General features: G+C 49.3%; 20 protein-coding genes, 4 tRNA genes and 1 other RNA gene. 8 read left to right on the top strand and 17 right to left on the bottom strand.

From position 1 onward, the window contains the following. Positions 1 to 153 precede the first annotated feature (153 nt). Positions 154 to 474, top strand: a complete 321-nt coding sequence (locus tag Q397_RS0117320; RefSeq protein ID WP_028880488.1) for a hypothetical protein — start codon at positions 154 to 156, stop codon at positions 472 to 474. Here Q397_RS0117320 and Q397_RS0117315 read toward each other — a convergent pair. Continuing rightward, the gene (locus tag Q397_RS0117315; protein WP_028880487.1) at positions 471 to 1430 is read right to left on the bottom strand and encodes a zinc transporter ZntB; all 960 of its coding nucleotides are present in this window, start codon (positions 1428 to 1430) and stop codon (positions 471 to 473) included. The genes Q397_RS0117320 and Q397_RS0117315 overlap by 4 nt on opposite strands. Positions 1431 to 1596: 166 nt before the next feature. On the opposite strand from Q397_RS0117315, the gene Q397_RS0117310 reads away from it, so the two are divergent. Next, positions 1597 to 2028, top strand: coding sequence for a hypothetical protein (locus Q397_RS0117310; protein WP_028880486.1), 432 nt, complete (start codon positions 1597 to 1599; stop codon positions 2026 to 2028). Between the two features lie 72 nt (positions 2029 to 2100). Here the strand turns inward: Q397_RS0117310 and Q397_RS0117305 are convergent, their stop codons facing one another. Next, a complete protein-coding gene (locus Q397_RS0117305) occupies positions 2101 to 2280 on the bottom strand; it encodes a hypothetical protein (protein ID WP_028880485.1) in 180 nt (59 codons plus the stop codon). Positions 2281 to 2580: 300 nt separating this feature from the next. Here Q397_RS0117305 and argC point away from each other — a divergent pair, with 300 nt between their 5' ends. Then, positions 2581 to 3621 carry an N-acetyl-gamma-glutamyl-phosphate reductase gene (argC, locus tag Q397_RS0117300; RefSeq protein WP_028880484.1) on the top strand — a complete coding sequence of 347 codons (1041 nt, stop codon included), beginning with the start codon at positions 2581 to 2583 and terminating at the stop codon, positions 3619 to 3621. A gap of 56 nt (positions 3622 to 3677) precedes the next feature. Here the strand turns inward: argC and Q397_RS0117295 are convergent, their stop codons facing one another. Further along, entirely contained in the window at positions 3678 to 4217 is a 540-nt protein-coding gene (locus Q397_RS0117295; protein ID WP_156950767.1) for a hypothetical protein, read from the bottom strand. Positions 4218 to 4239: 22 nt separating this feature from the next. Then, the gene (gene parE / locus Q397_RS0117290) at positions 4240 to 6228 is read right to left on the bottom strand and encodes a DNA topoisomerase IV subunit B (protein WP_028880482.1); all 1989 of its coding nucleotides are present in this window, start codon (positions 6226 to 6228) and stop codon (positions 4240 to 4242) included. Between the two features lie 123 nt (positions 6229 to 6351). Here parE and Q397_RS0117285 point away from each other — a divergent pair, with 123 nt between their 5' ends. Then, positions 6352 to 6765, top strand: a complete 414-nt coding sequence (locus tag Q397_RS0117285) for an acyl-CoA thioesterase (RefSeq protein WP_028880481.1) — start codon at positions 6352 to 6354, stop codon at positions 6763 to 6765. 86 nt (positions 6766 to 6851) lie between these two features. On the opposite strand, the gene Q397_RS0117280 is transcribed toward Q397_RS0117285, so the two are convergent. Then, entirely contained in the window at positions 6852 to 7031 is a 180-nt protein-coding gene (locus tag Q397_RS0117280; RefSeq protein ID WP_028880480.1) for a hypothetical protein, read from the bottom strand. Positions 7032 to 7303: 272 nt separating this feature from the next. Between Q397_RS0117280 and Q397_RS0117270 the strand changes: the two genes are divergently transcribed. After that, the gene (locus Q397_RS0117270; RefSeq protein ID WP_028880479.1) at positions 7304 to 7981 is read left to right on the top strand and encodes a DUF2270 domain-containing protein; all 678 of its coding nucleotides are present in this window, start codon (positions 7304 to 7306) and stop codon (positions 7979 to 7981) included. Between the two features lie 20 nt (positions 7982 to 8001). Here Q397_RS0117270 and ssrA read toward each other — a convergent pair. The 10 genes from ssrA to Q397_RS0117225 all read right to left on the bottom strand — a co-directional run bounded on the left by ssrA (position 8002) and on the right by Q397_RS0117225 (position 14240). After that, positions 8002 to 8370: a transfer-messenger RNA gene (gene ssrA / locus Q397_RS24790) on the bottom strand. Positions 8371 to 8484: 114 nt separating this feature from the next. Continuing rightward, positions 8485 to 9294, bottom strand: a complete 810-nt coding sequence (locus Q397_RS0117265; protein WP_038014572.1) for a hypothetical protein — start codon at positions 9292 to 9294, stop codon at positions 8485 to 8487. Between the two features lie 155 nt (positions 9295 to 9449). Continuing rightward, positions 9450 to 9526: transfer RNA gene (locus Q397_RS0117260), tRNA-Asp, on the bottom strand. Between the two features lie 72 nt (positions 9527 to 9598). Then, positions 9599 to 9675, bottom strand: a tRNA-Asp gene (locus Q397_RS0117255). 34 nt (positions 9676 to 9709) lie between these two features. Beyond that, positions 9710 to 9794: transfer RNA gene (locus Q397_RS0117250), tRNA-Tyr, on the bottom strand. Between the two features lie 174 nt (positions 9795 to 9968). After that, positions 9969 to 10045 (bottom strand) — tRNA-His (locus Q397_RS0117245). Between the two features lie 63 nt (positions 10046 to 10108). After that, entirely contained in the window at positions 10109 to 11269 is a 1161-nt protein-coding gene (locus tag Q397_RS0117240) for an aminotransferase (RefSeq protein WP_028880477.1), read from the bottom strand. 126 nt (positions 11270 to 11395) lie between these two features. Next, positions 11396 to 13084, bottom strand: coding sequence for a methyl-accepting chemotaxis protein (locus tag Q397_RS0117235; protein ID WP_028880476.1), 1689 nt, complete (start codon positions 13082 to 13084; stop codon positions 11396 to 11398). A gap of 20 nt (positions 13085 to 13104) precedes the next feature. Next, positions 13105 to 13623, bottom strand: a complete 519-nt coding sequence (locus Q397_RS0117230; protein WP_205618857.1) for a hypothetical protein — start codon at positions 13621 to 13623, stop codon at positions 13105 to 13107. Between the two features lie 293 nt (positions 13624 to 13916). Next, on the bottom strand, positions 13917 to 14240 hold the full coding sequence (locus Q397_RS0117225; protein ID WP_028880474.1) for a hypothetical protein: 324 nt from the start codon (positions 14238 to 14240) through the stop codon (positions 13917 to 13919). Between the two features lie 80 nt (positions 14241 to 14320). On the opposite strand from Q397_RS0117225, the gene Q397_RS0117220 reads away from it, so the two are divergent. Beyond that, a complete protein-coding gene (locus Q397_RS0117220; RefSeq protein WP_028880473.1) occupies positions 14321 to 14524 on the top strand; it encodes a hypothetical protein in 204 nt (67 codons plus the stop codon). Here Q397_RS0117220 and Q397_RS0117215 read toward each other — a convergent pair. After that, complete coding sequence (locus tag Q397_RS0117215; protein WP_156950766.1) at positions 14521 to 14895, bottom strand: hypothetical protein; 375 nt, start codon at positions 14893 to 14895, stop codon at positions 14521 to 14523. The genes Q397_RS0117220 and Q397_RS0117215 overlap by 4 nt on opposite strands. A 538-nt stretch (positions 14896 to 15433) precedes the next feature. Between Q397_RS0117215 and Q397_RS0117210 the strand changes: the two genes are divergently transcribed. Beyond that, positions 15434 to 15772 (top strand): P-II family nitrogen regulator, encoded by a 339-nt coding sequence (locus Q397_RS0117210; RefSeq protein ID WP_028880471.1) that lies wholly within the window; start codon positions 15434 to 15436, stop codon positions 15770 to 15772. A 59-nt stretch (positions 15773 to 15831) separates the two neighbouring features. Beyond that, positions 15832 to 17253, top strand: a complete 1422-nt coding sequence (gene glnA / locus Q397_RS0117205) for a type I glutamate--ammonia ligase (RefSeq protein ID WP_038014568.1) — start codon at positions 15832 to 15834, stop codon at positions 17251 to 17253. A 592-nt stretch (positions 17254 to 17845) separates the two neighbouring features. On the opposite strand, the gene Q397_RS0117195 is transcribed toward glnA, so the two are convergent. Beyond that, the coding region (locus tag Q397_RS0117195; RefSeq protein ID WP_028879534.1) for an IS5/IS1182 family transposase at positions 17846 to 18137 on the bottom strand (292 nt) is incomplete at its 5' end.

Below are 18137 nucleotides of genomic sequence, written 5' to 3'. Positions count from 1 at the left end.
CGCCTTCTCAGGCGGGTTACATTCTCGACACGACAAATCCCACCATTCCTATGGAATGATGATAATAATCTGAGACAGTTGATTTATGACGTGTACCTTCATATCTCTTGGATACAGACCCTCTCGGCAAAAATCAACCCTGTTTGACAGTTCATGCTCAATAGCCTCGAAAAACACAAAAACAAACTCCTAGAAGACCTCTACCAACTCATCATCGATAAAGTCGATCCTGCCACCGAGTTTACGGATGCCCAACCCCTGCTGGAAGCCCTCTTTCCAGAAGCCGAACCGGCTGTCCTCTCCACACAGGAAGTGCACTATATATTCCAGCATTCGCTAGACTTGATCCAAATCTATCGCACCGATGAGGGTAAAGCCATGTTATGCCTCACCCCACCAGATAAATCCCACACCATCGCGGAACTCGTCCCCCTGCTGCAAGAGCTAAAGCACAGGCTGGAAAAGACAGATTAAATCCACTTCTTCCATTTAAAATACATAAACTCGGCAATCCCGATCACCAGAATAATCAAGGAGACCAGCCAGAACGCGTTCTGATCCTCAACCCCCGGCATGCCGCCAACATTGATCCCCAAAAGCCCGGTCAAAAAGCCCAGCGGCAAGAAAATCCCTGCCACGACTGACAGGACATACATTGTATGTTCAATCCGGCCATTCGATTGCTTTTGCAGCTGGTCATTGAGGATTTCCATACGTTCTTTCAACTCTTTGATTTCGTCGAGATAGAGCATCACACTGTCTAAGGCCTGGCGAATACTCGTCTTATGTCCATCTGACAGCCAATCGGCCTCCAGCGTGCTGAGTTTCAACAACGCCTGCTGTTGTGGGGTGATGTAACGGTTTAGACGCGCGGCATTCTGACGCTGTTCGATCAGTTCGTCATCCACGCCCCGCTTTAGATAATCCATATCTTCAAAGCTGGTGATTTGGTCATCGATCGCTTCCAAAACCGGTAACATCCGCACCGTCAACAAATTGGACACCCGCGCCACAAAATCACCCTGCCCTGTTGGCCCTTTTCCCCGCGCCAACTGTTCACGCAAATCATTAAACGCCATCATACGCTGCCTGCGCAGCGAGATAATCATATTGCCGGAAATCCACAACCGCGCTGAAATCATGTCAACCGGGTCTTTGCCTTCATTGACATTGACGCCGCGCAGGTTGATTAGACAGCCATCCTCAAATTCGTCCGCACGGGGGCGTGTGTTGCTGGCAAACAAGCTGGCCTCCACATGCACATCCAGCTCGCAAAACTCTTTCAACAACGGCTTTGCCTCAGGGTCCATGGCATCCAAATGAACCCAGACGATTTTGTCCTCTTTCAATTTGGAGGCAATCTGATCTTCCCTTAGCTCTTCACCACCGCCCGATGCGTTTAATTGCCATGCTGTGACGAGTGCACTCATGATCTATTTCTTTCCAGTCTAGAATTATTCAACACCTTATACTATCCGGTCAAACCTTACGAAAAGCAACGAATTTGAAGCCCTCTTCGCGCACATATTCAAGGTGTTATACATTCCCATACAGCTGTGATAGCATCCCTTTAAGAAAACAGGAAAGGGGCGTCTCATGTTTGCATATGTTGAAGATGGTAAATTAATCAAAATTGCCAAACACCCCACCCACCCTGAGACTGGGGAACCACTCAATCATTCAGCACAGGGAACCTTGCGAAATCTTGGATGGTTGCCCGTCCTGGTTCAGACCTGTGAGATCGGAGAAGAAGAAGCGCGCAGCGACGACATTATCTATATTGACGGGGATATCGTGCGCGTCATTCAAACTGTGCGGCCCTTAAGTGATGAAGAAGTTTTTCATAAGATCAAAGACAATATCATCGCCATGATCGAGGGGCTGGAAAGCGGGCAATCCGACCGCGCTGAACGAGAACTTTTGCTGGAAGTCTCTGAACATCTGGGCCTGACCAAAAGCAAAGCCTATGACATTTTGAAAAATATCGACAACACGATTGCCGCCAAACGCGATTTGATGAAGTCCTGAGCCCAAGACACAAAAAAGGGCGATGCCTGTAACGCTCGCCCTTGCCTGTCTTCATCAGAAAAAAACGCGTCGTTAGACCACGTGAATTTCCACCTGATCGCCATAGCCGCCTTGCAGCAGTTTTTTTGCATGGGCGATCATGTTGTCGCGTTCTGACTTACGGATATAAAACACGTTCTTGCCGCCTTCTAGGGCACAGCTGACGAAGTTATGGATACCGTATTTAATCAGGAAGTTTTGTTCTTTACTCATAATCTTTCTCTCACATCTTTCGTACATTTCATCCCCTACAGATTAAAGGATGAAGATTAAGGATACCCTAAAGATTTATGACGTTTTTGTTTTATCTCAACCCGTGCATTCACAAAAAGAGTGGATTTCTTGCTTAAAAGTGATAAAAACGTAGTCACTAATATCTTATTCTTTAGGAAAGACAGAGCCATGCGACGATTCACCTCCCCAGTTTACTAACTACGGAACGGGTGTTTTTGGACTCAGTCATGAGGACCCGTTCGGGTCCTTTTTTATTTTCAAGCCACAATAGAGAAAAACATGAACAAGATTAATGCAGCAATTGTCGGTGCCAGCGGCTACACAGGGGCAGAACTGGTCCGTCTACTCATCAACCATCCCAACGTTGCAATCACGGCGATGACCGCAGACCGAAAAGCCGGCATGCGCATGGCTGATGTTTTTCCCCATCTTGGCGGTCTCGACCTGCCTGACCTTGTGACGATGGAAGAGGTTGACTGGTCCGCAATCGATATCTGCTTTTGCTGTCTGCCCCACGGCACCACGCAAGCCTTTATCGCAAGCCTACCGCAGAATGTGCGCATCGTGGACCTGTCCGCCGACTTCCGCCTGAAAGATATTGAAGAATACGCAAAATGGTACGGTGATGAACACCGCGCACCGGAACTGCAAAAAGAAGCCGTCTACGGCCTGACAGAACTGAAACGTGCCGAAATCGCCAAAGCGCGTTTGGTCGCCAACCCCGGTTGCTACCCGACCTCGGCACAACTGCCTTTGATCCCACTGATCAAAAATGCCCAAATCAGCCCGAACGGAATCATCATTGACTCCAAATCCGGCGTCACAGGGGCGGGTCGTTCGCCAAAAGAAGGCAGCCTGTTCTGCGAAGTTTCAGATGCGATCCATGCGTATGGTGTGGGCACCCATCGCCACGGGCCGGAAATTGAACAAGGCCTCAGCGAAGCATACGGTGAACCGGTTACAGTCACCTTCACCCCGCACCTTATGCCCATGAACCGGGGAATCCTGTCCACAATCTACGTCAAAATGGACAATGGGGCGAGCGTGGACGATCTGCGTGCAACCCTGAAGGAAACCTACAAAAATGATCCGTTCGTACGCGTTGTCGAAGAAGGACAAAGCCCCGCAACCCGTCATGTTCGTGGGTCTAACTATTGCCTGATCGGTGTCTTTGCCGACCGTGTAGAAGGCCGTGCGATCCTGATTTGCGTTGAAGATAACGTGGTCAAAGGCGCATCTGGTCAAGCCGTGCAGAACATGAACGTCATGTTCGGTTTCGATGAAACCGCAGGCCTGATGCAACAGCCGATGTTCCCATAAATCCGCTAAAGATCAAAAAAGGCTCCCTTCTTGACCGAGGGAGCCTTTTTTATTTCTTAACAAGGTGGCTTGCGACAACTGCTACCCCATTCCTGACGTTCATATGTTGGATCAGTCAACAAACGATAGGCGGCGCGATAAAAAGCGTCGAAAGCTTGCGTCCCGCGAACTAAGGGATTTTCCAAAGAAGTTGCACTTACATATCCATAGCTCAGATCATTATAGCAAAGAGACAGGGTAATTTTTGTATCTTGGCGTCCCGCCGGCGCAAACCCTTTCTCGCTGAGCTGGCACAACTTATCACCAAAGACCTTAGGCTGCGGGTCCTTATACAGCACGACCCGTGCCCCCTTCTCTTGCGGCATTTGCGCTTTCAGGGAAACCACCGGACCATAATTATGCCCATCCATCGCCGCAACAATGGCTGCGCGTTCTAACGCATCCGGCACGTTATGAAATTCAATGCCCAACTGGCCTTCAGCCGCCGCCCCGCGCATCCATCCTTGCATACCAAGTCGTATTTGATCGCGTTGCATAATGGATGGCACGCAAGCACTAACCGATAGAGCAATCGTAAGAGGGAACAGATATTTCACGCAACCTCACTTTCCGCCACATTTAAACGTCAAGGTCTTCCACAAACTTCGCGCGTTCCTGAATAAACTGAAAACGCAGTTCCGGCTTTTTACCCATCAACTGATTGACCAGATCCTTGGTTTCTTTAGCAGCATCTTCGCCTTCATCCCCATGGCCCTGAATGGTGACGCGCAACAGCGTGCGTTTCTTCGGGTCCATGGTGGTTTCCTTCAACTGAGCCGGTGGCATCTCCCCCAGACCCTTAAATCGGCTGATATCCACCTTTTTGTTTTTAAACTCGGTTTCCATCAATTTATCTTTTTCCAGATCATCCATGGCATAGATGCTCTTGGCCCCATTGGCCAGACGATAAAGCGGCGGCTGAGCCAGATAAAGGCGACCGGACTCGATCAGCCCCGGCATTTCCTGATAAAAGAAGGTCATCAGCAAGGAGGCAATATGCGCCCCGTCCACGTCCGCATCGGTCATAATAATGACTTTTTCATAACGCAAATCATCCAGCTCAAAGCCTTCGCGGGTGCCGCAGCCTAGGGCTTCCCCCAAATCATTCAGTTCTTGGTTGGCGTTGATTTTATCGATGGAGGCAGACGCCACATTCAGCACTTTACCGCGCAACGGCAAGATCGCCTGATTTTCCCGGTTACGCGCCTGCTTTGCAGACCCGCCTGCTGAGTCCCCTTCCACCAGAAAGATTTCAGTCCCGTCGGAGACGGAACGGGTGCAATCCGTTAACTTACCCGGCAAGCGCAAGCGTTTCGTTGCGGACTGACGTTTCATCTGTTTTGCATTTTTGCGGCGCAGACGCACTTCGGCGCGTTCTACCAAATATTCGACCAACTGCGACCCGATCTCGGGATTACCCGCAAGCCAGTGATCAAAATTGTCACGGATCGCTGTTTCTACCAGCTTCGCTGCTTCTTGAGTGCCCAGCTTTTCCTTGGTTTGGCCCTGAAACTGTGGATCGCGAATAAAGGCGGACAGCATAATACAGGCCCCATTAATCACATCATCTGCCGTGATCTTGGAGGCGGCTTTGTTGTTGATCAACTCACCGTAGGCACGTACGCCTTTCGTCAGGGCATTCCGAAACCCCTGTTCGTGTGTTCCACCCAACGGGGTCGGAACTGTATTACAGTAAGAATTAAAGAAGGCTTCTTCATCTTCCGGCCAGGCGATGGCCCATTCGACCTTGCCTTGCTCGTCCGGGAATTTTACATCCCCCGCAAAAGGCTGATCAGTCTTGGCTTCACGCCCTTCCAGCATATGAGACAGATAATCAGACAAACCACCGGGGAAATGCAGCACACCTTGCGCCGGGGTCTTGTCACCGTCCTTCAACAGGCTTTCCGCACATTTCCAGCGGATTTCCACGCCCTTGAACAAATAGGCTTTTGAACGCGCCATCTTATAGAGTAACGCAGGCTTAAAATAAAGGCGGGAGCCGAAAATCTGCGGGTCAGGATGGAAAGAGATGGTCGTGCCACGGCGGTTATTCACCTGCCCTTCGTTGGTCAATGTCGTCTGGGCAAGGCCGCGGCTAAACACCTGACGCCATAGCGTGCGATCACGCGCGACCTCTACGGTCAAATCATCGGACAAGGCGTTCACCACCGACATCCCCACCCCATGCAAACCGCCGGAGGTCTGATAGGCCTTGCCGGAGAATTTACCACCGGAGTGCAGAGTCGTCATGATCACTTCAAGGGCGGATTTATCTTTAAACTTGGGGTGCGGGTCGATCGGAATGCCCCGCCCGTTATCACGGATCGTGACATAGCCGTTCTCATCCAGCTCCAATTCAATGCGGCTGGCGTGTCCGGCAACCGCTTCATCCATGGAGTTATCGAGAATCTCGGCAACAAGGTGGTGATAAGCCCTTTCGTCCGTCCCGCCGATATACATACCGGGTCGCTTACGAACAGGCTCCAAACCTTCCAGGACTTCGATGTCCTGTGCGGTGTAGTCACCCTCAACTTTTGGCGTGTTGTTCTCAAATAAATCCGTAGACAATTTACTTTATACCCCTGATAAACACATTGCTTGGCGATGATAGGAAGGATGCAGCCTTCGGGCAAGCATGATATTATCCCTGTCATCCGCTTTTTTTAAAAACAAATAAAATCTGGACCCGATATGAACGAGAACGGAACCTCCCCCCAAGGCACCCCCGCAATCCGTACACTGGCGATGCCCGGTGACACAAACCCCAACGGCGACATTTTCGGCGGCTGGGTCATGTCCCAAATGGATTTGGCTGGCGGCATTACCGCAGGATGGCGCGCCCAAGGTCGCGTTGCCACGGTTGGCGTTGAAGCGATGTCGTTTCTGAAACCCGTCAAGGTCGGTGACGTTGTGTGCGTTTATACCGACATTGTGCGCGAAGGCAACACCTCCATGTCCATCAAGGTCGAATTATGGGCCTTGCGCCGTGCCACATTAGTGCGTGAGAAAGTAACCGAAGGGATTTTCACCTTCGTCGCCATAGACGAAAATGGTCAAAAACGCGCCCTGCCACCTGTGCCGGACGCCGCCCTCTCCCTGAACTAAGATAAAAAGGCGAAACGATGCCACGCGCGGGCTGCGTACTGGCGGCATCGTTTCGCCCACAATCAAACAAGGCAGTGCACCGATAACTATCGGGCCGTCACACAAGCCGGTTTGACATGCTGTAAAAACTGCGTAGTCGCTTGACCTAAAGATTGCCAATCTTCCTTCGTCGCCTTCGGCACCACCGGGCGGCGGGCGGGGGCAAGATAGTCGCTTTTGTTATAGCGTTTGAGGATACGGGCCTCACCCAATTCACGGTAACTCATTTTTAAATTCCCGTTTTGTTCTCATAAAAAACTATAAAATGAAAGACCACGCATAACCCGCAACAAAGATGCTGCCCAGCGCGAGGAACTCTTTTGCAAAAGTTGGAATATACATTTTCACTCTCCAGATCATCGACTCGTTAAAAGAACATTAGCGGAACATATCTATCTTGTCAATAAATGTTCTTTCTATGTTCCTTTCGTTCTTTTTTTTGATGGTTGAAAGAGTTTCCGGTTTGTCGCACTCTGTTTAAAAAACAGGGACTTCCAAGATGACAAAAAAACAAGATCAAATAAAAGACTTCACCTCAGCCGAACTCGGCGCCCTTGCCCACCTTTATCGGGGCGAGGTCTATCGATCGACCACCTGGCGCACGCGATTGGACAACACCACCAACTGGGCGGTTGTCACCACCGGGATCGCCTTTTCCATCACCTTTAGTGGACAGAACGCCTCCCCCTTGCCCTTGGTGCTTGTGGGCTTGCTGGTGATCGTCTTTTTGGTGTTTGAAGCGCGGCGCTATCGTTACTTTAACGTCTGGCGGGCACGCGCACGACATATAGAGACCGAACTCTACGCCCCCATGCTGTTGGGGAAAGACTATGAACGTCATGGCGATTGGCACACCATCCTTGCCAACGATTATATAAACCCTCGCCATCATATCAGTATGCTGCGCGCCATTGGTCGACGGCTGCGGCGCAGTTATGCGTGGCTGTTAAGTATTCAGGCGATCGCCTATTACGGCAAGCTGACCATTCACCCCACCCCTGCCCTTGGGATGACAGAGATTTTCCAGCGGGCCTCCATCGGGCCAATTTCTGGGGAACTGGTGATCTTTATGCATGTGGCGTTTCATGCCTCATGGGTCATCGTTGCCATCGCAACGCTGTATCACGACAAAATTTCACGACTTAACCGACGCTACAAAGGCGTTGGCATGGGCTAATTTATATGTGTTAGGGAGAAAGTGGGGGTCTCTGTTGCTAGGTACCCCCGAACCCCACCTACATAGACTCACCCATGCAGGAATTGAATTTGGTCAAGCGACTGCGTTACGCAGCAGCTGCAACCGGAGCCATACGATTGTCGTTGGCATTTAGTAATGTTTGCACCGATGTCGGTGGTAGCTCACCGAGCGCAACCGCGTATCTTTACTACCGCTGTCGATCCTATTTCGCCCCCCTCACAAACCGACCAATCTGATCGGCTTATGGTGGAGGCGCCGGGTACCGCCCCCGGGTCCAGTCAGCTTATTCCATACAGGCCTCTAGCGCCATAGTCCGCCCGAAAGCGAACACCCTAGATGTAAGGCGATTTCCCCCGCAGGTCAAGGGGCGTGATGGGGGATGTTGAATTGGGATCTGAGTGTACGAACTGTAAGAGCCTCTCACCTTGGTCGTTGCGAGTTCTTTTAGACAGACGTGAAAGATAATTTCGTGTGCGTCCCCGTTATTCGCTAAAAACAGACCTCAAAGTTTGGTACAAAGCCTCCCTCTCTCCTTTCCTCATTGGATAAGAAGGATGGTATGTTGAAACAGCGCGATATTTGTGGCCCTCTAATTTCACGTCAGCTACAGAAATACTAAGCCTCCTATCAGACGTACCAATTTTCTCTACCCTACCATTTAGGTACTTCATTGATACTTGCGTATCCAAAATGCGATTAAGATATAAGTTCTCGGCGATACTTTTAGGTAATATCACCAAGTTAGGTTTTAAGTTTTTAATCATAAGCTGATGAATATCATTGCAAAAGACGAGTACTTTACGGAGCAATTCCGAGTCATACTCTGAAACCTTTTTTAAGAACTCATTAAAATCAGTGCTACCCCACGGCACGAAATTGGCCATTAGTATTTTATTTCTATCATATTTTTCGCAAACCAGATTCCCAAGATAACGCCATTGCCAAGAAACCTTATTATCAGGATTAACTGGGTCCCAAGTTGGCTGCAATGTATCTAAATTTATTTCGGAAAAATAACCAGTTTCTATTTGCTGTATGTATTCAGCATATGAAGTGAAATCACCTTTTTGAGCCAGCACAGCAGCAAGCGAATTTGAGACATTAGGGTTAGAACCCAACCATAAAACATCAACCCCAGACTCACCCAACCGTTTTTCCGCTTCATTACTTTTTCCCGTCCCCATAATAGTTCCGCGAAAAAAAGAACTGTATCGACCGGTCCCCATCTTCAAAGAAGGGTTTTCATTCAAAAACACATTAGTTTTCTGATAAACCTCATCAAAAAATGTCAATATTCTCTCCGCTCTTCAAGGTGCGTTACCTAACACTTTCAACCATAAACAAGCATGCTATAATTGATATTACCCTCAATTAAACGACTTTAAAGAAGGACAAAATCGCAGGCAATAAAAAAGCCCGCTGAACTTAATCAGCAGGCTTTTTAAAATGGCGAGAGTGACGGGACTCGAACCCGCGGCCTTCGGCGTGACAGGCCGACGCTCTAACCAACTGAGCTACACCCCCACAATATGTTTATATCACCTGTCACCGTGATATAATGTGGTTCTTCGAAACATGTCCGAAGTCTAAATGAAGTGGCGAGAGTGACGGGACTCGAACCCGCGGCCTTCGGCGTGACAGGCCGACGCTCTAACCAACTGAGCTACACCCCCATCTTCATTTATACACCTGATACCAGCGTGAGAGTGGTGGAGGGAGTTGGATTCGAACCAACGTAGGCGTAGCCAGCGGATTTACAGTCCGCCCCTTTTAGCCGCTCAGGCATCCCTCCAACGAGATCCCTTAACACCGGTGTATCTTGGTGTGGGGCGGGTTATAACAGTGGCTTAGGAGGAGCGCAATAGGATTTTTCATTTTTTTTACATTTTTTTCAAAACCGCAGAAAACTGCCAAAAATAAAAGCCCCCCGACCTGCGTCACCGCTGATCGAGGGGCTTTTCTTACATGGGGCGATTGAGGGGACTCGAACCCCCGACCACCGGTACCACAAACCGGTGCTCTAACCAACTGAGCTACAATCGCCATCGCTGTGGGCGCTTATGTACGCCATGCGCCCACCCCCGTCAAGCCACTATTTCAAAAAAATTAATCTGAAAAGTGATCCTTCAGGCGACGCACCGCTTCCTCTAACAAAGACGGCTGTTTACAGAAGCAAAAACGCACAAAATGGCTCGGCCCATCCTGCTGGTAAAACGCCCCTGTCGGGACCGCTGTCACCCCTGCCTTTTCGGTAATATAGCGACAGAAGGCCGCATCATCGCCGTCAAAGCCTAAGGGAGAGAAGTCACAGGTCAGGAAGTAGGTGCCGTGGGTATCCAACACCTTAAAGCCAACCTCGCGCAAGCCCGCTGCCAATTGGTCGCGTTGATCCTGCATTTCTTGGGTAAAGGTTTTGTAATAGTCATCCCCAAATTCCAAGCCATGAGCGATCCCCAGCTGCAAAGCAGGCGGAATCGTAAAGGTCAGGAACTGATGCGCCTTCATAATCGCCTTCATCAAGGCAGGGGCAGCGGTGATATAACCAATTTTCCACCCCGTCAGGGAGAACGTTTTCCCCGCCGAGCCGATTTTCATGCAGCGATCACGCATGCCGGGATAGGTCATCAAGGGACGATGTTCATGACCTTCAAAGACCAGATGCTCGTAAACCTCGTCACAGACCGCATAGGCATCGTATTTTTCGACCAATCCCGCCAAAAACGCCAATTCATCGTCGTTAAAAACTTTGCCCGACGGATTCATGGGGGAGTTCAGCACCAGCATTTTTGTTTTTTCGCTAAAGGCGGCTTCCAACTCTTCGCGCGGCAACTCCCAATGCGGCGGCTCCACGCGCACCAGTTTAGGAATCGCCCCAATATGGCGGATAATCGGCAAGTAGGAATCGTAAAGCGGCTCAATCAAAACCACTTCATCACCCGGATTCAACAGCCCCATAAAACAGGCGCACAGAGCCTCTGTCGCACCAGAGGTAATCACCACTTCGCTGTTAGGGTCCACATCCAAGCCATAAAAACGTTTATTGTGGCGTGCAACGGCCTTGAGCAGTTCCGGCACACCGATCATGCTGGGATACTGATTGGGGCCGTCTATCAGCGCCTTGGCGGCAACCTCGCGAATTTCCTTCGGGCCATCCACGTCCGGCGCCCCCTGCCCCAGATTGATGCTGTTATGTTCCTGCGCCAAGGCCGACATGGTCGCAAAAATCGTGGTGCCATATTCGGCGAGAATGGTGTTACTGTTTTTCATATTTTCTTTGCCTATGAATTAAGGTGAGGCCGCAAGCACGGGCCAGATAACGTGCCAATAAAAAGAAGCCAAGACAACCATAAAACTGTCTTGGCTTCTCTCATACGCTTCTAGCTGATGGGAAGTTTACTGGAGTTTTTCCACTTCTTGCAGGAAGGTGCTGATATCATTTCTCAGCTCCTCATTGCTGCGGCTCAGTTCTTCCACAATATCGCGCTGACCGTTGGCAAGGGACCCGGTCTCGTCGGCGGCATGCGCCACGGACCCGACCACGTCGGCAACCTGATTTGCACCTTGGGCGGCTTCGTCAACGTTGCGGGCAATCTCGCTTGTTGCCGCGCCTTGTTCTTCCACCGCACTGGCGACAAGTGCCGTCAACTCGTCAATGGTGCGGATGGTATTGCCGATCCCCAGCACGGCACTGGCGGCGGTGCCGGTTTCCTGCTGAATTTCGTTGACCTTCAGGCGGATTTCCTCGGTTGCGCGGCTGGTCTGGTTGGCGAGATTTTTCACCTCGCTTGCCACAACTGCAAACCCTTTACCCGCTTCCCCCGCACGCGCGGACTCGATAGTGGCGTTCAAGGCCAACAGGTTGGTTTGATCCGCAATGTCGTTAATAATCTGCACGACCTGCCCGATACTGTTTGCAGCTTCGTTCAACGCTTCCACACGGGCGTTAGTTTCTTCAATATCCTGCACAGCAGCGCGCGATACTTCAGACGCTTTAGAAATCTGGCTGGAAATTTCACGAATGGAGGCTGACAGCTCGGTTGACGCGGCCGACACCGTATTGATATTCGCACTGGCAACCCTGATCGCGCCAGACGCATCTTGTGACAGCGTGCCCGTCTCTGTGGCATTCCCCGCCATTTTGGACGCAGACTCGCGGACCTGCTGAACGGAATCGGAGACGACCATCAAGCCCTTTTTCATTTTGGCATCAAAGTCCTGAGCCAAGCGTTCCATCGCATGGTGACGCTGACGTTCCAACTCCTGCATTTCGGCATCACGTTCCAGCATTTCCTTTTGCTGGATTGCATTTTGTCGGAAGACTTCCACTGCACGAGCCATCCCGCCAATCTCATCCTTACGATCATTGCCACGAATCTCCACGTCCAGCTGGCCATCTGCCAACTGATCCATGACACCCGTGATGCGCGAGATCGGATTTGCGATCACCCGTGTCAACATCACACCCAGCACAACTGCCGTAACGATCAACAATCCAATCGATACGACAATCGCGATCACAAACCGGTCAAGCGCGGCTTGTTTATCTTTTAAGGACTGCGCAATAATGGCCAGCAATTCTTTATCCAACGCGTGCGCGGTTTGATCAAATTTACTCAGCACTTCCTGCGGCAGGCCTGTCACCTCGATTGCGCGGGCCTGATTTGTCGTCAGATAATTGCGCATCAGACGGATTTGCTCCTCCGCAAACCGCGACGTCCATTCATCTTTATAGATCGCCAACTGCATCACAATTTTATTCAGCGTCTCATTATCGGCCGACGTTCTTTTTAGTTCAGCGAAGCGCTCCATAGATTCTGCAGCCAGACGATTATATTCCTCCAATCCCTCACGATCCCCGGTCAAGAGGTAATAGACCAGTCCCTGACGTTGATCCGCGTAGGTTTTTTGATAGAGGTTATTTGCTGTTTCCGTTTCGCGTGCTGCTTCACTGGCGAGATCGGCTGTCTTGATATCGTTGATCGACAGATAGGCAACCAAAGCCATAAAAACTGTAAAAGAAATCAGGATGACGAACACAAGCGTCAGCTTATGGGCGATTTTCATATGTCTTAGAAACTTCATGACGTTTTGATCCTTCTTTCTTACAACATGCCGCGACGACGAGCGAGTTCGGTCAGATTATACTCTACCGTCACCGCGCCAATCGGCGTGTTGTTCTGGTCATTGACCGTCAGGTTGACTTGTGCGCGCCATGTTTTGGTTTCGTCATTCAACTCGGCTTCATCAATAAAGATAGCATCTGCCCCGTTTGGAAATGTCTTTTGAAACTTGGCTTCATCGCCTTGCCAGAAGTCACCTGTAATCGCGCTCTGCCCGACGTTCAGGCCATTGGCATCCATAACAAAAATTTCTGTAAACAGCCCCCCGGAGGCCGCTTGAATTTGAGTCAGATAATTTGAGAGAGGATTGCTCAGGATCGCAGCAACCAGCGGCTGATCCTCGCTTTTGCGTTCTTCACGCCACTGCTTGTCCAGCTTGTCGATTTCTTCCTGCGCAAGCTGTTTGTACTTTTTATTTTGTGCCGCAATCGACATTTCAACGACCGGGTTTTTAAGCCAGTCTCTAATTTCCTGAATTGCTTTCGCGTCGATAATAGACACGGATGGCGCGTCTTGCTGCGCTCTCGCTTCACTTGATAAAACGACGCACACTAGCGCCAAAAACAAGGAAACCCATTGTTTGCCCAAAACCATTTTATACCCTCCCAACCGAGTCTTCCACTACTTTAGCGTTTAAGGGAAGTAAGGACCATTCCGTAGCAACCCTTAAGTGCTACCCATATAGATAAGACTCTTACAGACATGACATGGGTTAGGCAAACATAATATTCAAGAGAAACCTTTAACCTTCAATAACTTAAAATAATTTGCAGTTGCAAACACAACCTCAAATATCAGCCCATCACATCCAGATAGCCACGGTCAATTGCCGCCTCTAACGCTTGTGACGCTTTGAGCAATTCTTCGTAAGTTTCGCGCGCGTCTTGCAGGCGTTCCACCTGCGCTGCGGATGGCAAATGAACCCCCGCACCTTGCGTCACGGCAAAAAGCTCTTTCAAATAAGCTGCGCGCGTTCGGGCTACCAGACGCAAAACAGGCTCCAGATCTTCCAGTTTCACTTCTGGGATTTCAGGGTTAATAATCTCCTGATTCAATTCACGAATAGTTTTATCCAGCCGTAATTTAAGACGGCTGCGTACGATATCTTGCCCGGACATATATTTTCACCCTATAGTGCCTGAAAGTGCGCTAACCTAACACACTCCTTTAAAGATAGAAAAGGATTCAGAAACCTAAAATGAACTATCTTTCATTTGGTAAAATTGCCGTAAAACCAGACCAGATCGACGCCTTTATCCAAGAGGGGCAGTGCAAGGGCCTAAAAATCACCCATGTCTCTGCCAACATTTATGAATTTGGCATCCAACTCCCCACCCTGATGGATCAAAACCACCTGCGCAAAACCGCAGGTCTTCTGGGCCTGAAATACAGCACTGATTAATTTTTGAGCAGGTCTTCCAAGGCCGCCAGCGCCGACGCGGCGTCCTTATATTTAGATAAGTCCAAGGCATATCTGATTTCTGGCAGAGGACCGAGTTTTTCTAAAAACGCTTGTGTATCCAGATCATGTTCCTGAACATACTCAAATTGCGCGGATGTCATTTCATAAGGGCGACACAACAAGGTAAAGGCGGGATTGGGCTGGAACATATAAGTGGTGCTGATTAACGTGTTAAACGTCTTTTCACATGGTCCGGTATTCAGCCCGTAATCATCACCATCCCCTTGCGCATCCCTCCAACCAAACAGAAATAATTCCAGCTTTTCCTCCGCTGGGGTTGCGCGTTTGTGATATTGGGCGATGTGATCCATATTTTCCTCATGCGCCCAACTGTTGGGCATTTTTTTTGATAACACTGCTGTCTTTTTATTCAGTTCGCACACGTGATGCAACTTCTCACGTTCTGCGAAAACCGAGTCGGCGAACTAAGTCAGCCACGCACCTCCCAGGCGGCCGCGATTATCTTAAAAATTAACCCTTATTTTCAAGAGATTAAATGAATCCGCACGGTTCTTATTTTTTTAATTTTGGCTTTATCTTTTTAAGCCTTACCATACCCTGGTCGCGTCAGAAAGCAGGAAAGGGAGAGACTTTCAGCACGAAATCTTAAGTGGCCTTCTGCATATTTAATGAACATGTGATTAAATTTTAATCACGGAGATTGTCTGAAATTGAGGCAACTTTTACCCCTTAAATCTGCGACTCCTTATTATTCCTTGTTTTTCTCCCTATTCTAAAATCTGGCACGATACATGCTTTATAAACGGCGAAGGCGGCGAGAGCGATGAACGCGGCTCCTGTCCTCCTTCATCTGGGAAGTTAGACTTTTAACAACAAGAGGCGCCACTGATGAAAAAGATCGAGGCCATTATCAAACCGTTCAAACTGGACGAAGTAAAAGAAGCACTCCATGAAGTTGGATTGCAAGGCATTACGGTTGTCGAAGCTAAAGGTTTCGGTCGTCAGAAAGGTCACACCGAATTGTATCGCGGTGCCGAATATGTTGTTGATTTTCTACCCAAAGTAAAAATTGAACTCGTCGTTGACGATGCCATGGTCGAAGGCGCCGTTGAAGCCATTCAACAGGCAGCCCACACAGGCCGCATCGGCGACGGTAAAATTTTCATCTCCACAATCGAAGAAGCGATCCGCATCCGTACCGGCGAAACCGGTGCTGAGGCCGTATAAGCCGCTTCGACACACTCATCTTTTTTCACCACACTCTCAAATAAGGGAAGGCAAATATCATGGCCTTGGATTGTAAAACTCCTGCAGATATCTTCAAAGTCTGTAAAGAAAACGAAATTGACTACATCGACCTGCGCTTCACCGACCCGCGCGGCAAGTGGCAGCACCTGACCATGTGTGCCGATGTCATGTCTGAAGACGACTTCGAAGACGGCATCATGTTTGATGGCTCCTCCATCGAAGGTTGGAAAGAGATCAACGAGTCAGACATGGCTTTGATCCCTGACCCGACCTCTGCGACGATCGATCCGTTCTCTGCACAACCTTGCCTGATCATCAACTGCGACGTTTACGAACCGTCTACAGGTGAGCGTTACAACCGTTGCCCACGTGGTATCGCGAAAAAAGCAATGGCATACCTGTCCACAACAGGTATCGGTGACTCCGCTTACTTTGGTGCTGAGCCAGAATTCTTCGTCTTTGACGACGTGCGCTACACCAACGAAATGAACGACACTGGCTTCAAAATCGACTCTGACGAAGGTCCGTACGTAACGGGTAAAGAGTTCGACGAAGGCAACACAGGCCACCGTCCGGGCGTCAAAGGTGGTTACTTCCCGGTACCGCCAGTTGACTCTGCTCAAGACATGCGTGCAGAAATGGTTACCATTGCGAAAGAAATGGGCCTGCCGATGGACAAACACCACCACGAAGTGGCACCGTCTCAGCACGAACTGGGCATGATGTTTGGCGATCTGATTTCTACAGCCGACAACGTTCAAACTTACAAATACGTTGTTCACATGGTTGCTCACGGCTTCGGCAAAACAGCAACATTTATGCCGAAACCGATCTCTGGCGACAACGGCTCTGGTATGCACGTTCACCAGTCTATCTGGAAAGATGGCAAGCCTCTGTTCGCTGGTAACGGCTATGCAGATCTGTCCGATATGTGCCTGTACTACATCGGCGGTATCATCAAGCATGCTAAAGCGCTGAACGCCTTCACAAACCCATCTACAAACTCTTACAAGCGTTTGATCCCGGGCTTCGAAGCACCCGTTCTGTTGGCTTACTCTGCCCGTAACCGTTCTGCATCTTGCCGTATCCCGTTCTCTCCGTCACCAAAAGGTAAACGTGTTGAAATCCGCTTCCCGGATCCGACCGCTAACCCATACCTGGCCTTCGCAGCAATGATGATGGCTGGTCTTGACGGTATCAAAAACAAAATCCACCCGGGCGATGCTATGGACAAAAACCTGTACGACCTTCCGCCGGAAGAGTTGGCAGAAGTCCCGACAGTTGCTGGTTCCCTGCGCGAAGCTCTGGAAGCTCTGGATGCTGACCGTGAATTCCTCAAAGGCGGCAGTGTATTCGACGACGACATGATCGACGGCTACCTCGACCTCAAGTGGGAAGAAGTTTACAACTTCGAACACGCTCCGCACCCGATCGAATTCAAGATGTACTATTCTTCTTAATCGTTATTCTGCTTTATTATCAATAAGATAAAGCAGAAAACGTTAGACAGGATTGTCTACATTTAAAAGGATTAGGGCGTAAGCTATTACAATAGCTTACGCCCTTTTTCTTTGCCTGAGTCTAACGTTTTTTATGTTTGCCATACGAACAGAGTCTAACGCTGTCTAACGCAACATATAGTTTTTTAAAAAAAAGTTGTGTGCACGGCTCTGCCGCAGATCGTGCCAGTGAATACTTGCATCAAGCTAAACCACCAAAAACAAAACTTCTTCTTCGAAGTAAATCAACTGTTTTGATTTGCCCTTCTCCATACTCTCTCAAGTAAAACGTCTTAATTGATGGATCATTCAGACACGTGCGATAACCCTTTCAGTAATTAATTTCCAAAAAGGATAAACGTATGCCAGACATTCACATCTACCACACTGACCATACCGTTTGGCCAGAGGGTCTATTCGAGGTGGACTTGGAGTTCGAAACTCGCGGACACCTTAACATCAGCATCCATGCCGATATGCTTTTAGACTTCCTTCGCGTCATGTACGGCACAAAGTGCAAAGCTGAAATTGAAAAAGAGATTAGGCCCTAGACTCATAAATTTTTTATCCAAATGCGAACTGATGCCAGTTTAACAGCAGCGAGGAAATTCTCAGGGTTCTTATCATAACGTGTGGCAATGCCTCTGAATTGCTTGAGTTTGTTGAAGAAGCGCTCAACCAAGTTTCTGTAGCGGTAAAGGAATTTGCTAAAGGCAAAAGACTTTCGTCGATTGCTTTTAGGTGGGATATTTGCCCATGCTTTTTTATTTTCAGCCAATTGCCGAATAGCATCGCTGTCGTAGGCTTTATCGGCCAAAAGAATTGTGCCTTCCCGCATAGCTTCC

Origin of the sequence: Terasakiella pusilla DSM 6293, assembly GCF_000688235.1 — a bacterium.
GTDB classification, from domain to species: domain Bacteria; phylum Pseudomonadota; class Alphaproteobacteria; order Rhodospirillales; family Terasakiellaceae; genus Terasakiella; species Terasakiella pusilla.
Note: the sequence above shows the minus strand (reverse complement) of the source record. Positions and strands in the feature narration are given on the sequence as shown.